Origin of the sequence: Bradyrhizobium retamae, assembly GCF_001440415.1 — a bacterium.
In the GTDB taxonomy this organism is placed as follows: Bacteria; Pseudomonadota; Alphaproteobacteria; order Rhizobiales; family Xanthobacteraceae; genus Bradyrhizobium; species Bradyrhizobium retamae.
In genome coordinates, this window is record NZ_LLYA01000161.1 from 41,375 (window position 1) to 55,641 (window position 14,267).

At 61.6% G+C, this 14,267-nt stretch carries 14 protein-coding genes; 6 read left to right on the top strand and 8 right to left on the bottom strand.

The annotated features are described in order from the left end of the window. Positions 1–11: 11 nt before the first annotated feature. Positions 12–821 carry an SDR family NAD(P)-dependent oxidoreductase gene (locus tag CQ13_RS22355; RefSeq protein ID WP_057844999.1) on the top strand — a complete coding sequence of 270 codons (810 nt, stop codon included), beginning with the start codon at positions 12–14 and terminating at the stop codon, positions 819–821. Between the two features lie 46 nt (positions 822–867). On the opposite strand, the gene CQ13_RS22360 is transcribed toward CQ13_RS22355, so the two are convergent. Next, on the bottom strand, positions 868–1,764 hold the full coding sequence (locus CQ13_RS22360) for a LysR substrate-binding domain-containing protein (protein ID WP_057845000.1): 897 nt from the start codon (positions 1,762–1,764) through the stop codon (positions 868–870). Positions 1,765–1,801: 37 nt separating this feature from the next. Between CQ13_RS22360 and CQ13_RS22365 the strand changes: the two genes are divergently transcribed. Next, entirely contained in the window at positions 1,802–2,563 is a 762-nt protein-coding gene (locus CQ13_RS22365) for an FMN-dependent NADH-azoreductase (RefSeq protein WP_245309259.1), read from the top strand. Positions 2,564–2,618: 55 nt separating this feature from the next. On the opposite strand, the gene CQ13_RS22370 is transcribed toward CQ13_RS22365, so the two are convergent. Further along, complete coding sequence (locus tag CQ13_RS22370) at positions 2,619–3,851, bottom strand: lytic murein transglycosylase (protein WP_057845001.1); 1,233 nt, start codon at positions 3,849–3,851, stop codon at positions 2,619–2,621. A 165-nt stretch (positions 3,852–4,016) separates the two neighbouring features. Here CQ13_RS22370 and CQ13_RS22375 point away from each other — a divergent pair, with 165 nt between their 5' ends. Then, entirely contained in the window at positions 4,017–4,481 is a 465-nt protein-coding gene (locus tag CQ13_RS22375) for a carboxymuconolactone decarboxylase family protein (protein ID WP_057845002.1), read from the top strand. Positions 4,482–4,610: 129 nt separating this feature from the next. Here the strand turns inward: CQ13_RS22375 and CQ13_RS22380 are convergent, their stop codons facing one another. Both CQ13_RS22380 and efp read right to left on the bottom strand, forming a co-directional pair. Then, entirely contained in the window at positions 4,611–6,110 is a 1,500-nt protein-coding gene (locus CQ13_RS22380; RefSeq protein ID WP_430649706.1) for a M23 family metallopeptidase, read from the bottom strand. Between the two features lie 142 nt (positions 6,111–6,252). After that, positions 6,253–6,819 carry an elongation factor P gene (gene efp / locus CQ13_RS22385; RefSeq protein WP_057845040.1) on the bottom strand — a complete coding sequence of 189 codons (567 nt, stop codon included), beginning with the start codon at positions 6,817–6,819 and terminating at the stop codon, positions 6,253–6,255. Between the two features lie 474 nt (positions 6,820–7,293). Here efp and epmA point away from each other — a divergent pair, with 474 nt between their 5' ends. The 3 genes from epmA (at position 7,294) to CQ13_RS22400 (ending at position 9,933) form a co-directional block, all read left to right on the top strand. Beyond that, positions 7,294–8,346, top strand: coding sequence for an EF-P lysine aminoacylase EpmA (epmA, locus tag CQ13_RS22390; RefSeq protein WP_057845041.1), 1,053 nt, complete (start codon positions 7,294–7,296; stop codon positions 8,344–8,346). Then, a complete protein-coding gene (locus CQ13_RS22395) occupies positions 8,343–9,434 on the top strand; it encodes a lysine-2,3-aminomutase-like protein (protein ID WP_057845004.1) in 1,092 nt (363 codons plus the stop codon). Before epmA ends, CQ13_RS22395 begins: the two co-directional genes overlap by 4 nt. Positions 9,435–9,681: 247 nt before the next feature. After that, entirely contained in the window at positions 9,682–9,933 is a 252-nt protein-coding gene (locus CQ13_RS22400) for a hypothetical protein (RefSeq protein ID WP_057845005.1), read from the top strand. 557 nt (positions 9,934–10,490) lie between these two features. On the opposite strand, the gene CQ13_RS22405 is transcribed toward CQ13_RS22400, so the two are convergent. The 4 genes from CQ13_RS22405 to CQ13_RS22420 form a co-directional block, all read right to left on the bottom strand. Continuing rightward, entirely contained in the window at positions 10,491–10,682 is a 192-nt protein-coding gene (locus CQ13_RS22405; RefSeq protein WP_035725866.1) for a hypothetical protein, read from the bottom strand. A 937-nt stretch (positions 10,683–11,619) separates the two neighbouring features. After that, complete coding sequence (locus CQ13_RS43215) at positions 11,620–11,796, bottom strand: hypothetical protein (RefSeq protein ID WP_156433804.1); 177 nt, start codon at positions 11,794–11,796, stop codon at positions 11,620–11,622. Positions 11,797–12,513: 717 nt separating this feature from the next. Next, positions 12,514–12,765: a hypothetical protein gene (locus CQ13_RS22415; protein WP_057845007.1), complete on the bottom strand. Its 252-nt coding sequence runs from the start codon at positions 12,763–12,765 to the stop codon at positions 12,514–12,516. Between the two features lie 213 nt (positions 12,766–12,978). Continuing rightward, entirely contained in the window at positions 12,979–14,067 is a 1,089-nt protein-coding gene (locus CQ13_RS22420) for a 3-deoxy-7-phosphoheptulonate synthase (protein ID WP_057845008.1), read from the bottom strand. Positions 14,068–14,267: the final 200 nt, after the last annotated feature.

Here is a 14,267-nt window from a genome sequence, read left to right on the forward strand (position 1 = left end):
CGGGAGAAGAAATGACAGGGCAGGTTCAGGGCAAGGTCGCGCTGGTGACGGGCGGCGCATCCGGTATTGGCGAAGCGGTTTGCGAATTGCTGGCGCGCGAGGGCGCGGCCGTCGCCGTGACCGATGTCGACGATTTGAGAGGCCCCGAGGTCGTTGAGCGGATCAAAAAGGCGGGTGGGGAGGCGAGCTTCTGGCCTCACGACGTCACCAGCGAGGAACGCTGGATCGAAGTCGCGGCCGATGTCATGAAGCGCTATGACCGGCTCGACGTGCTGGTCTCGAACGCCGGCATCGGCATTTCAGTGCCGTCGATCACCGAGATGTCGCTTGCGGACTGGCGGCGGCAGACCGCGATCAACCTCGACGGCGTGTTTTTGTCGGTGAAGCATTGCCTGCCCGTGATGCGCAAGACCGGCGGTGGCTCCATCATCATGATGTCGTCGCTGGCGGGCCTGCGTGGCGCGGCCGGGCTTTCCGGCTACTCCGCGACCAAGGGCGGTGTGCGGCTGTTCGCCAAGTCGATCGCGATGGAATGCGCAACGTTTGGCGACGGCATCCGCGTCAACTCGGTGCATCCCGGCATTATCGATACGCCGATCTGGGGCAAGATTCCGGGGGCAGCCACAGGTAGCTGGCAGAACGCGCCGATCGATCCGGAGGAGCGCGCGAAACTGGCCACGCCGCTCGGCCGCGCCGGACAGGCGGCGGAAATCGCGCAGGGCGTGCTGTATCTGGCGTCCGATGCCTCGCGCTATGTGACGGGGACGGAGCTTGTTATCGACGGCGGCATGAACGCGGGTGGGGTGGCGCGACGCGCATAGACGAAAACGCGGGCAGCAGTGATCGACTGCGCCACGCGCGCATACATCAGCGTGGAGGTGAGCTTTTGGCGAATTGCGCGCGCAACCAGGCTTGCGTTGCTTCGATCGGTTCGGTCAGGGGTCTGCGGGAGCCGCGCACAAGATGCAGGGTGAAGCCTTCGATTTCCGGGCCGAACGGCACGACCAGCGTTTTGGTCGCGAGTTCCTCCGACACCAGCAGCAGACTGTGCAACGCAACTCCGGTGCCGGCGACGACGGCCTGGATCGCATGGGTCTCATCGCTGAAGCGGAGCCCGGCCCGTGCATCGATACCGTCCATGCCCGCGATCTTCAGCCAGCGCCGCCAGGTCGGATTGCCGCTATCGCTGCGGCGCCAGTCAAAATGCAGCAGGGTCGCTGAGTGCAGATCGGCCGGCTTTTTCAGACCAAGACGCGGACTTGCCACTGGCGCAAAACGATCGATGGCCAACGGTTCGGCGGTCAGATCGGGATAAGGGCCAGGGCCATAGCGCAACGCGAGGTCCGCGACACCTGAATTAAGGTCCACGACCTCCAGGGTCGCCAGCAGCGTGAGATCGATGTCAGGTCTTGCGTTGTGAAAGCCCGCGATGCGCGGCACCAGCCACTTGGCGGTGAACGCGGGAGTGGCCGAAAGTGTCACCGTCGCGCGGCGCTGCCTGCGGCTCAATCCTTCGACGACACGTGCGAAGGAGTCGAAGCCGTCGCGCAGAACCGGCAGCAAGACTTGCCCTTCCGCGGTCAACAGGACCTGACGCGTCCGCCGCTCGAACAGCGTCACGCCAATCACCTCTTCCAACTGCCGAACCTGATGGCTGATGGCGGTCGGCGTCACGTGCAGCTCCTGAGCCGCACGCTTGAAGCTCAGATGCCGCGCGGCGGCTTCGAACGCCCGCAGCCCCGACAGCGGTGGAAGACGTCTCATCGGCAGGCCTTATAGATGAGTACAGCTCATCCATGTGATGAGCAATTTGCGTTTGTCAATGCATGCTGCCCGATCCATCTACTCGAACAAAGATGAAAGGAAATATGCCATGAACCTGCTACGGATTAACGCCAGTGCGCGACCTGACAGATCGGACCGGTTCCCTCGCGGGTCGCACACGCGCCGCCTCACCGAACGCTTCGTGCAGCGTTGGCTGCAATGCCGGCCGGATGACCTCGTGACCGATCGGGATGTCGGCCAATCACCACCACATCCCGTCACCGAGAAATGGATCGGTGCGGCCTTCACGAAACCTGAGCTGCGCGAGCCGTGGATGAATGATGTGCTGGCGGAAAGCGACGCATTGGTCGATGAACTCATCGCCGCAGATTTGATCGTGGCTGGCGTGCCGATGTACAACTTTGGAATGCCGGCGCAGTTCAAGGCGTATGTCGACAATGTCGTGCGGGTCGGTCGCACTTTCGGCTTTGACCGTGCCCGGCCAGACGATCCCTATTCGCAGCTACTGGCTGGTAAGGGTAAACGTCTCATCATGCTCAGTTCGCGGGGTGATTACGGCTACGATCCGGGCGGACGGATCGCGCACATCAACCATGTCGAAGGGCCGGTGCGGGACGTGTTCGGATTCCTCGGCGTCACTGACTTCCACAGCATCGCCATCGAATATGACGAGTTCAGGGATGAACGCTTGAAGGCGTCGATCGCTGCGGCCGAACGCGCAGTGGATAATCTTGTGGATCGGCTGGCGAAGGAAGCCGAACCGCTGGAAGCAGCTTGACTGCAGACTCGATGGAGAGGACGCGGCCGAACCGCGCGAGGTTGAAGCTGCGTCGCTATCCGCCCTGCCTCAACCGCGCCAGCACCTTCAGTCCACCGTAGCCATCCGCCGGCAGCAGGCCCATCTTGGTCTGATAATCCTTCACCGCCTTCATGGTGTCGTTGCCGACGCGGCCGTCGGTGCCGCCGGTATCGAAACCGGCCTTTGTCAATCGCGTCTGCAGTTCCTGTACTTCGGGAAGCGTCAGCGCGCGTTCGGAGCCGGGGAAGGGCTGGATGAACGGCGGCGCACCGAGAATGCGATCGCCGAGATGGCAGATCGCGAGCGCGTAGTTCATCGAGGGGTTGTAGCTCTTCACCGAATAAAAATTCGGACCCAGCAGGAACGAAGGTCCGCCGGCGACGGGCACCCACATCTGCGCCGACGCGTTCGGTTGCGGGAACGGCTTGCCGTCGGCGCGCGTAACGCCGGCGCTAGCCCATGCCGCGTAGGTACGGCTGCCGCTCGAAGCCCCACCGGATGCGCGCACCTCATAGCCCCAATGCTCGCCGCGGTGATATTTGCCGCGGTTGAGCAGATAGCGCGCGCTGGAGCCGAGCGCATCGTCGGGCTTGCCGAACGGCGAGACGCGGCCGTCCTTATCGTAGTCCATGCCGACATTGAGCCAGACTTCCGGCATCCACTGCGTGTGCCCCATCGCGCCGGCCCAGGATCCCCGCATTTCCTCCGGCGTGCCCCAGCCGCGATCGACGATCTTGAGCGCGTTGATCAGCTCGGTCTCCCAATAGGAGCGGCGACGCGGCTCATTCCAGGCCAGCGCTGCGAGCGCCGGAAAGATTGGGCGCATATGGTTCTGCTGCACCAAAGGATCGCCATAGGCCGACTCGACTCCCCACAGTGCGAGCAGCGTGCCGCGCTCGACGCCAAAATCCTGCTCGATCCGCGCGAACAGCGGCTCGTGCTTTTTCAATGCTTCGCGGCCGTTGATGATGCGCCAGTCCGAGACGCGGCGATTGATGTATTGCCAGATCTGCTCATGGAATTCCGGCTGCTTCTGCATCTGCCGGAACACGGTCATGTCAGGCTCGATCCGCCCCATCACCCGTGTCCAGGTCGCGTCCGAAATGCCTTTTGCCAGGGCACGAGCGCGAAAATTATCGCGCCACTGGTCGAAGCCGGCCGGCGCGGCAAATGCAGGAAGGCCGGTCGCGAGCAAGGCGCCGGCGCCGAGGCTGCCTCGCAGCAGGGCGCGGCGGGTCGGCGCAGTCTTGGAATCAGGCTGTTTCATGCACTCAGTCTAGCGGCGTTGCGTGCCTGCGCCAAAAGCTATGACGCCGCGGGAACCGGCTTTTTCGGGAGAATCCGCGGCAAATTTGCCGGTGCGGTTAGCCATGGACGGGGTGCGGGGGTCTCTTATAATCAAGCAGAGTACTGACAACAGAAGGCAGGAAGAATGTCGCACGCCCGCAAGGAATACAGAGACTTCATGTCGCTGACGCCGGACGCCTACGAGGCGGTGCTGGCGCTCAGTCAGGTCGCGGGCAAGGCGGGCATGGACAAGCAACTGCTCGAGTTGGTCAAGCTGCGTGCCTCGCAGATCAACGGCTGTGCCTTTTGCGTGCAGTATCATATCCTGGAGGGCGAGAAGCTCGGCGTGCCCACCGACAAACTCAATCTCGTGGTGGTCTGGCGCGAGGCGCCGCAGTTTTCCGCGCGCGAGCGTGCCGCGCTGGCTTGGACGGAAGCGCTGACGTTGCTCGCAGACGGCGTCAGTGACGATATCTATGCGCAGGCGAGCGCGGAATTCTCCGAGAAGGAGCTCGCCTATCTCACCTCCGCCGTCGCCTCGATCAATGTCTGGAACAGATTCGGCGCGGCGTTTCGCTGGACGCCGCCGGCGCGGAAGAAGGTCGCCTGAGCGTCAAGGGCGCTAGATACCGTTTTGGGCGAGCGGATCGCGTCCGAACCGGCCGCCAGCGGTTAATGCCCACGGAATCCATTGCGGAGATTTGAACGGTTCCGCGGCTGGAAGCGAACCGCTTTGCGATTAGTTGGCGCGGCCTTCCGCTTGTCGCGCGACGTGACGCAGTACATCCTTCGGCAAGGCATGCGCGACGGCGCCCGGCGGCTCGGTCCCGATTTCGTGGCCGCGGCCGCGAATCAGCCGTTCGTAGGAGGCGATCAGGGTGGTGTAGGGGTTGACCCAGATCCAGCCGTCACGCGTGAACACCTGCACGTCGAAGTGGAGGTGGTATGACGTGCCGTTCGGGAAATCGAGATAGTTGGAGACCACGCCGATCTTCTCGCCCTCGGCGACCCGACGCCCGTTGAGGATGCCGTCCGCATCCATGGCTGACGGGTTCATGTGCATGTAACGGAAACGGATGTGCTCGTTGCCTGTATTGATCTGCAGCGTTGCCGCCTGTTGCTTTAGCGACCGGATGACGACGCCGTCGCGGACGGCGACGACCGCCTGCTTCCTCGGATGGCAGGCGTTGTCGGCGCTGCTGTTCGGCGGGCAGGGCGCGGGGCGGATGTCCTGGCCCTGGTGACCGAAGCCGGCTGCACATTGGCCGACCTGGAAGCTGCGGGCTTCGCAAAAATTGTCCCGCCACGGATAGACGCCTTGATAGGTGCGTTGGCGTTCGCCGGATTTGCGCCTGGCGAACTGCTGCGAGCTGACCCGGGCCGGAGCTTTCTCCAGCGGAAAGCGGATCTGCGAATAGGCGACGAGGTCGGCGCGGCCGCCGCGCCTGCGCGCGCCGCTGTTGGCAATGATGTCACCGCTCGGACGATAGCTGAAGTCGGGCGAAAGGGTGGCCGGCCGTTCGGCAACCTCAGAGGGCACGTCGAAGCGCGGTCGCCCCGGCTGGCCTCCGGCGATGCGCAGCGCCTTCAGAAAGCGCTCGGCAATCGGGTAAGCCTCGCGGCAGGCCAGCCGCCGTGACCGCGGCGCCGAATCGAGGCATTGGATCGACACCACATAGGGCACGCCGAAACGGGTGAAGGCGTAGCGCACATAACCTTCGCGAATGAAACGGCGCATGTCCGGAAATTGCGACGCCAGCGCCCTGACCGGCTCGCCACGGCCGCTGAGCGGATCGGCGAGATCGTAGACCAGGACCGAGCCCGTAATCTGCACCTCGACCGGCCGGGCGAAAGTTCGAGACGGCAGGCCGTCACCGGCGCCGGGGTCCAACGAAAACACCGCGTCGTAGCCGGAGGGGCCGGCGTAAAACAAGTCGACGGGGCGGAAGCCGGCCTGGTGGCGTGACACCGACGGATGGTGCGTACCACCGGCTTCGGCCTCGAGATAGGCCGCGGTATCAAAGGGCAACAGCACCGGCACCGGACTGCGGCCGATCCCGGCGAATATCGCCGAATTGATCGCGTTCAACTGCACCAGCGCGGGCGCAGAGCGCGGATCCCATGCCGGCACCCGCCGCTGGCCTGCGAAGGCAAAGCGCTGCGGGATCGCCGGCTGTGAACTGATCTCGCTGCGAAGCTGATCCAGAACGGCGCGCCATTCGACGCGAACGGCCGACATCGACGGCGTTCTGAACTCATTGGCGGAAACGATTGATATCCCGGCGGGAAGCAAACAAAAGGCTGCCAGCCAACGCGAGAGCAAGCGGACAGCCTTCGTACCCAATGCATCGCCCCCCGGCGTATGCTCCTATGGCGCGGTCTTAATCCTTTGCGCGTTCGACGTAGGAGCCGTCCTCGGTCATGACCACGATCCGTGTTCCCGTTCCAATGTGCGGCGGCACCGAGGTCCGCACGCCGTTGGAGAGGATAGCAGGCTTGTAGGAGGAAGACGCGGTCTGACCCTTGGTGACCGGCTCGGTCTCCACAACTTCCAGGGTTGCGCGCTGCGGCAACTGGATGGCGACCGGATTCAGGTCGTGCATCGATAGCTTCACCGTCATGTTTTCCTGCAGGTAAGGCGCGGACGAACCCACGATCTCCTTCGAGACCTGGACCTGGTCATAGGTCTCGGCATTCATAAAGTGGAAGCCGTCGGCATCCTCGTAGAGGTAGTTGAAATTGCGGTCCTCGACGGTGGCCTTTTCGACCTGGTCAGTGGTCTTGTAGCGTTCCGACACCTTCACGCCGTCGCCAATGCGGCGCATTTCGATCTGGCTGACCGGGGTTCCCTTGCCGGGATGGATGTTCTCGGCCGACAGCACGACATAGAGCTTGCCGTCTTGCTCGATGACGTTGCCCTTGCGAATAGAACTGGCGATGACTTTCAAAGCTGTTTTCCCGAATTTCTGGCCTTTGACCGAACCGGACATTTGTGTCCGCAGGGCCAATCAGGCGGTTTCGGGCTGCAACATACTGATTTTGCCCGTCGATGCCAGCGTTTTACGGCCGTCCCGGCGAGCTGCTTGAAGCTGCAAATAGCCGGATTTCGTCGTGTTATAATGACGCGTGCGGCAAGCAATTGAACGATGGGTCGACCGTTGCTGATGGGCTTGAAAGCAATGGTTTAAGCGGTTCGCGAAGATCCGCAGCTTCAGCGGGATGCGGCGACATCGATCGGGCGAATGGACAAGGAGAGCGTCTTTCGACATGAAATGACGAAGCTGGAGCTGGATCTTGCCGCTTCCTCCGGCTCGCCATGTCGAACGCAAAGAAAGTCGAATAATATCAATGATATCTGCCGTTTTCCTGAGCGCCTTGATTGGCTCCGCGGAGGATGCTCGGTGGATTCGGAACCGCCTGTGATGGCTGACATCGACCAGGTCTCGCCTTGGTGGTCGCCCACGCGGCATGCCGATCGAAAGCCGTTCCTGATGGCGCGTGCCGCGATCACGAGGGCAGTGCGAGGCTGGTTCGACGAGCAGGGTTTTACCGAGGTGGAAACCGGCATCCTGCAGGTCTCGCCGGGCAACGAGACGCATCTGCATGCCCCACGCACTGAAATCATCAGCCACGATGGCACCCGCGCGACGCGCTATTTGCGAACGTCGCCGGAATTTGCCGCCAAGAAACTGCTCGCCGCCGGTGAAGCCAAAATCTTCGAATTGGCGCGCGTGTTCCGCGACCGTGAGCGCGGCGATCTGCATCTGCCCGAATTCACGATGCTGGAGTGGTATCGTGCCGACGCAGGCTATGATGCCGTTATGGCCGACACCATCGCCGTGATCGCACATGCGGCGCAGGCGACCGGGACGGGGCAGTTTTCGTTCCGGGGCAGAACGGCCGATCCCTTCGCCGAGCCGGAACTGCTGACGGTGGCATCCGCGTTCGACCGCTTTGCCGGGATCGATCTGTTGGCCACAATCACTGATGGCGAGGGCGAACGCGCGTCGCTTGCGGCGGCAGCAAGGCCGCGGGTGCGGATCACTGATGACGACACCTGGTCGGATATTTTCAGCAAAGTGCTGGTCGAGCATGTCGAACCGAATCTGGGGCAGGGGCGTTTGACTATCTTGTTCGAATATCCGGCGCCGGAAGCAGCCCTCGCTCGGGCGAAAGCGTCCGATCCGCGCGTCGCCGAACGTTTTGAGGTCTATGCTTGCGGCGTCGAACTCGCCAACGGATTTGGCGAATTGACCGATGCCGGCGAGCAGCGCCGCCGTTTCGCCGCTGATATGGACGAGAAGGAGCGGCGCTACGGCGAGCGCTATCCGCTGGATGAGGATTTTCTCGCAGCGGTCGCCGCGATGCCGCCGTCGAGCGGCGTCGCGCTCGGTTTCGATCGGCTGGTGATGCTGGCAAGCGGCGCGCTGCGGGTGGACCAGGTGGTGTGGACGCCACCGGCAGGAGAGACATGAACAGGATCGATCCGAAACTTTTGACAACGCTGCGGCAGCCCGCCGATCTCATCGAGAGGGGGTTGGCGAAGACGGCCGATCTCGCCGACCTCGAGCGGGTTGCCGCGCGCTACGCCATCGCGGTGACGCCAGATATCGCGAACCTGATCGACACGGAAAATCCTGACGATCCGATCGCGCGGCAATTCATTCCGAGCGCGCTCGAACTAATGAATGCGCCCGGTGAAAATGCCGATCCGATCGGCGACGACGCGCATTCGCCGGTCACCGGCATCGTCCATCGCTATCCGGATCGCGCACTGCTTAAGCTGGTACATGTCTGCGCGGTGTATTGCCGCTTCTGCTTCCGCCGCGAGATGGTCGGGCCTGGCAAGGCAACGGCGCTGTCCGAGGCCGCCTATCGCGACGCGCTGGACTATATCCGCAAGAACAGTGAAATCTGGGAAGTCATCCTGACCGGCGGCGATCCGCTGATGCTGTCGCCACGGCGGCTGGCTGAGATCATGACGGATCTCGCCGCCATCGATCACGTCAAGATCGTTCGCATCCACACCCGCGTGCCAGTGGCTGCGCCTGCGCGCGTCGATGGCGATATGATCAGGGCGTTAAAAGCTGACGGCGCAACGACCTGGATCGCCGTTCACGCCAATCATCCGCGCGAACTGTCGGGCGAGGCCCGCGCCGCCTGCGCGCGGCTGGCCGACGCCGGCATTCCGCTGGTGAGCCAGACGGTGCTGCTTCGGGGCGTCAATGACGATGTCGCAACGCTGGAATCGCTGATGCGGACCTTTGTTGAAAACCGAATCAAGCCCTATTACCTGCATCATGGCGATCTGGCGCCGGGGACCGGACATCTGCGCACTACCATTGCAGAGGGACGGGAACTGATGCGCAACTTGCGCGGCCGCGTTTCGGGCCTGTGCCAGCCGGATTACGTGCTCGACATTCCCGGCGGCCATGGAAAGACGCCGATTGGACCGAATTATTTGTCGCATGCAAGTTCCGGGGAATGTGAACTATCCTCTGAAGCGCAGTATCGTATCGTCGACTATTGCGGAGACGTTCACCTCTATCCGCCGAAGCCGTGATCGGGCGATGACGGAGCACGGCGAGGAGAAAACGGGAGCCGCCGGAAGACGAGGGCCATCGCGGAATCGAAAACGCCGTTCTGCTCGGCTTCTTCGTGCTGCTTGTGGCCGCCGGAATCTGGTTGCTCGGCACCATGGCAGATGTACGAAAGGCACAGGACTGCGCTGCCCAGGGACGGCGAAACTGCGCAACGATCGACGTGCCCGAACGGACACGATAAAGGAATCTAAAAGGCGGAGAATCGGGATGCAAAGAACAATCTTGTCAGTCGCGCTGATGGTCCTGATCGGCATGCCTGCTGCGTTCGCGCAGGGCGGGACGTCGACAATGCCAAAGAATGGCCCGAGTGCCGGAAAGATTCCGGAGGCGCCGATCGGACACCGTCAGCCCCGCCGCAGCGACGTGCCCGAAAAGAACCAGCCCGACCCGAACGATCCCTTGAGCAAGGAAAACGCCGCGCTCGACCGCAAGATCAAGAGCATCTGTCGCGGCTGCTAGGCTGCTAGGCTGATGAAGCAAGCCTGACTCAATGTGATCCGTCACCCTGAGGCGGCTGTGCGTAGCGCGGCCCTCGAAGGGCGACGGCCACCAGCCGGGCCATTGATCCTTCAGGGCTCGCTTCGCTCGCTAGTTCACGGACCGGCTCACAGGTCGGAAGTCCGCGAAGATGACTGAACCGGCTATCGCCGGGAGAAAACCGGCCGTCCGGCTTTTCGCCTCGCCCTTTGGCGAGCTTACCGCCGACGAGGAAAACCGCTTCCAGCCGCGCTGGAGGTAGCGTACCGGCATCGCTACTGCCGTTCGCCCAGTTGTTCGGCCAATTCCTCGACCATGTTTTGACGTTCGGGCGGACCAGGCTGCGACGCGTCCGGCTTTTAATTTGAGTCGATGTCAGGCATTCGTATGCGAATGTTGCGCGGCAAATTAAGCGCAAGGTCTCAGGTAAATAACCCAAACAAGCTCGTGCTAAAGTTCAGGCTTGACTTGCCCCAGATCGCACATGTGGAGCCACTACCCGCACGCCCGGGAGTTTCGTGTGGTGGTCGGCCTCTGTCCTAGCGATGCCGTTGACGTCCCGACCCGGTTTCGTCATCTGCAACGCCTATGACCTCGTACTCGAAGACGATGCCTTCTGGATCGTTCACCACGAACCACTCATCGGCGAGGTCCGAGTTTGCAAACACCTTGAGATGGTCACGGTCGCCGACCTTTTTCTTTGTATCGACGTAAATCCAGACCGTTTTCATCGATCTCGCGCCAGCTTGCGGCCTCCCCAGTGAGGGTCCTTGCGAGATAGGTTAAACTCCCGAACGTGGCCCCGGTTCAATGCTTTCATGACACCGACGCGCGAACATCGTCGGGCCGCCGAGTCCGCCAACAGCATTTAGCGCCTTGATCGCGGCCTGCCATTCCGGGGAGAGTGGCTTTTTCCGGCAACGTTGTGATGTAGCTGGCAGCATCGCACGAGGTGACGAGCTTGCTGCCCCCGGTAGCGGGCCGGCTCTCACGACCCCAGCCCGATTTGCGTTTAGACATCTCCCTGGCCTGCGAACCATCCAATCGCAGGCGAGGGGAAGGCGCAAGCGAGAACGGCCAAGGCCACGGCTATCATCCGTTGATGGGAACGAATCGATCATTGTCGGCTTAGTAGCCAAATGATGAGTGACTTCACGCCCAAGAACCGCATCAACAGCGAGCCAGGACAACCGCGCCGCATACTACCGTGGGTTTTACTTATTCTCCTCGCGGTTGCCATTGCTGCAGTGCTTTGGGCCGGCAATCGAATCGGATCCGAGTCCCCGCCATCAGCGGCTGTTCACCCCAATGCTGAGCCGTCTCTGGCTGCCGAAATCGCTGACAAGACGGCTAGACATGCTGTGGCCAATCTCCAGCAAACGATCCAAGAGCTCCAGGCAGCACAGGAACGTGCCGCGGAACAGATCAGCGGTCTACAGCGGCAGATATCGGCTGAGCAGGGCCAACGTAAGTTGCTTTCGGAACAGTTGGGTGGGCTTTCCGCTCGCGTGGATAGTCTCCAAGGATCGAATGCAGCAGCGCCACCCGGCCCGCCGCCACCTGCCAAGAAAGGGCGCGGGCAATGAGTGAGGGCTCAGCTTCCCCGCGGCTGCTGGACCTTCGGCAGGTTACGACCGGTCAGGATCGTCATGAAGCTGCGCGGCGTACCTAGTAAGTCAAGACCAGCAGTCGTTGCACAATCGCGCCTAAGCAGACGAGAACAACCAGTAATTTTAGAAGGTTTGCTAGTTTCCTATCGGGGGCAAACCTTTCGATAGCCCAAAAACAAATTGCCCCCACGACAACAATGACCAGAACCCCAATCAGAACTGAAATGATCGCCATGTCGGCATCCCCCGAGCACTGCCTCTAGCGGGGCGAGCATCCTAGTGCTGTGGTCCCACGTCAAGAGCTGGCTGGCTCATGCCGTTTAGTCATCGATTAGGGAGCCGATAAGCTTCAGCAGCGCTTGGTGTTCTGGGCCGTTGGCACCGTCTCGGAGAAATTTACCAATGTCCGTGTGGGAGATTTGTCCACCGGAACTCACGTTCGGCTTCCACAAGGTCTAGGGACAACAGCCACCAAGTATGAGCATGAATCGTCAGCCGCAGATCACAAGTTGACACAAGGAACGACTGCGTCGGGTCTTTTATCTGCAACCCCGGTCGCGATCTTGTCGCCCTGAATTGTCAGTAATCGAGATCCGACAGGAATGTAGTGTTCACGATTTCGAACTCAGAGTCGGACCAAACTTTCATCAACTGCGCACGCGCCAGACGATGCGCTTCAATGTCTGAAGTCGTGCATCTCACCGCGTGATGATCGATGCCCGAATATCGGCGTGTCGAAGCTTGCCTGCCGATCCTCGCGATTTCCCGACTTCGGCAAGGTAGATCGTATGTCGAACTTTCCCATCGCCCAACAAAATTGAACGGGAGTTTGCGCAATGTCTGCAATTGCCAAGTTCGGAGCAATCAGAGTTGCAATCAAGATCGATCGAAAGAATGGTTTAATCATCACACTATTCCAAAAAATGTCATTTGAGTTGTTGGTCCGAGGCCGCTACCGCTTGATAACAGGCTTGGCGGTTGTCGGAATATCGATCGACGCTGGCCCACCTTTCAGGCGTGCCATCTGAGTTTCGTTCGACGCTCTGAGATCGCGCGCAGGTCCATTTGTAAGAACGAGACCGATCGCGACGATGATCGCGGCCAAATAGGTGAGGTATAAGCCGCCAGTCCACCGACGGTAGGTGCGCAGGTCGTTCGCACTCAGTTTGCTGGGAAATTGCTGGTTGCTCGGAAATTGCTTCATCGAAACCTCGTTCGAAATCGGAGCCCCGGCAAAGCAATATTGCGACGTTCAATTTCGTACATGTGAAGTATGCCACAGGCCCGCCGATTTTTGCTGCCAGGCGCAGCTTTGACGGCGTCGCGCGGGTGTGTACGCTTCGTAGTGCAGCTTCAATCAAAGCTGGGGCAGGGCGCACCGATCGCGCCCTGCTTCGCCATCATTCGACCCGGGTGGCTACGCCAAGCGCTCCTCCCGGAAACTGCGCGATGGCACGTTCCGGCGCATCGCCACGGCATCAGCCAGCATGTTCAGCGCGGACACTGTCGTCTCCCAGTCGATACAGCCGTCGGTGATGCTCTGCCCATAGGCGAGCTGTTTGCCCGGCACGACGTCCTGGCGGCCGGCGACCAGATTGCTCTCGATCATGACGCCGCTGATGCGCTGCTCGCCCTCCGATATCTGGCGCGCGATGTCGGCGACGACCAGCGGCTGGTTCTCCGGCTTCTTGTTGCTGTTGGCGTGGCTGGTGTCGATCATGATGCGCGGGGCGACGCCGGCGCGGGCAAGTTCGACGCAAGCGGCATCGACGCTTTCCCGGTCGTAGTTCGGTTTGTTGCCGCCGCGCAGGATGATGTGGCAGTCCTCGTTGCCGGTGGTTGCCGCAATCGCCGAGCGCCCACCTTTGGTGACAGCCATGAAATGATGCGGGTGCGAGGCCGACTTCACCGCATCGGTCGCGATGCGGATATTGCCGTCGGTGCCGTTCTTGAAGCCGACCGGGCAGGAGAGACCGGAAGCGAGCTCGCGATGGATCTGGCTCTCGGTCGTACGCGCTCCGATCGCCGCCCATGCCATCAGGTCGGCAATGTATTGCGGCGTCGTCATGTCGAGGAATTCGGTCCCGGCCGGCAGGCCGAGATTGTTCACCGCCGACAGCACGTTGCGGGCGAGCCGCAGGCCCCTGTTGATGTCGAAGGAGCCGTCGAGATTGGGGTCGTTGATCAGTCCCTTCCATCCGACCGTGGTGCGTGGCTTTTCGAAATAGACACGCATCACGATTTCGAGGCGGTCGGCGAGTTTTTCGCGCAAGGCGGCGAGCCGCTCGGCGTAATCAACGGCCGCGGCGGGATCGTGGACCGAGCAGGGGCCGACGACCACCAGCAGGCGGTCGTCGGTGCCGTGCAGGATGGCGTGGATGGCATTGCGCGCCGCCATTACGACGCGCGTCGCGGTCAAGGTGCGCGGTATCTCGCCCATCACCTCCTGCGGCGTACTCAGCTCTTTCAGTTCGCTAATTCGAAGGTCGTCGGTGGTGCTCAACACGGCTGTGGCTCCTGTTTCTAGGAAACCTGCCGGCCAACAAAAAAGCCGCCAGGTTTGGCGGCTGTTCGGACTTCTTGGCTTCAATTCGTCAGATTGAGCGCGATCCTCCCACCGCCAGCGAGCTGTCGTAGCTAAAATACCAAAAGTTGCTGGCGGCGATCACGATCATGGCGGGCTCTATAGCGCACCAGCCGGGTCTT

Excerpts from the sequence above, each read along its gene's own strand:
- CQ13_RS22355 (WP_057844999.1), top strand. The coding sequence starts at position 12 with ATGACAGGGCAGGTTCAGGGCAAGGTCGCGCTGGTGACGGGCGGCGCA.
- CQ13_RS22360 (WP_057845000.1), bottom strand. The coding sequence starts at position 1,764 with ATGAGACGTCTTCCACCGCTGTCGGGGCTGCGGGCGTTCGAAGCCGCC.
- CQ13_RS22365 (WP_245309259.1), top strand. The coding sequence starts at position 1,802 with ATGAGCAATTTGCGTTTGTCAATGCATGCTGCCCGATCCATCTACTCG.
- CQ13_RS22370 (WP_057845001.1), bottom strand. The coding sequence starts at position 3,851 with ATGAAACAGCCTGATTCCAAGACTGCGCCGACCCGCCGCGCCCTGCTG.
- CQ13_RS22375 (WP_057845002.1), top strand. The coding sequence starts at position 4,017 with ATGTCGCACGCCCGCAAGGAATACAGAGACTTCATGTCGCTGACGCCG.
- CQ13_RS22380 (WP_430649706.1), bottom strand. The coding sequence starts at position 6,110 with ATGTCGGCCGTTCGCGTCGAATGGCGCGCCGTTCTGGATCAGCTTCGC.
- epmA (WP_057845041.1), top strand. The coding sequence starts at position 7,294 with ATGGCTGACATCGACCAGGTCTCGCCTTGGTGGTCGCCCACGCGGCAT.
- CQ13_RS22395 (WP_057845004.1), top strand. The coding sequence starts at position 8,343 with ATGAACAGGATCGATCCGAAACTTTTGACAACGCTGCGGCAGCCCGCC.
- CQ13_RS22400 (WP_057845005.1), top strand. The coding sequence starts at position 9,682 with ATGCAAAGAACAATCTTGTCAGTCGCGCTGATGGTCCTGATCGGCATG.
- CQ13_RS22405 (WP_035725866.1), bottom strand. The coding sequence starts at position 10,682 with ATGAAAACGGTCTGGATTTACGTCGATACAAAGAAAAAGGTCGGCGAC.
- CQ13_RS43215 (WP_156433804.1), bottom strand. The coding sequence starts at position 11,796 with ATGGCGATCATTTCAGTTCTGATTGGGGTTCTGGTCATTGTTGTCGTG.
- CQ13_RS22415 (WP_057845007.1), bottom strand. The coding sequence starts at position 12,765 with ATGAAGCAATTTCCGAGCAACCAGCAATTTCCCAGCAAACTGAGTGCG.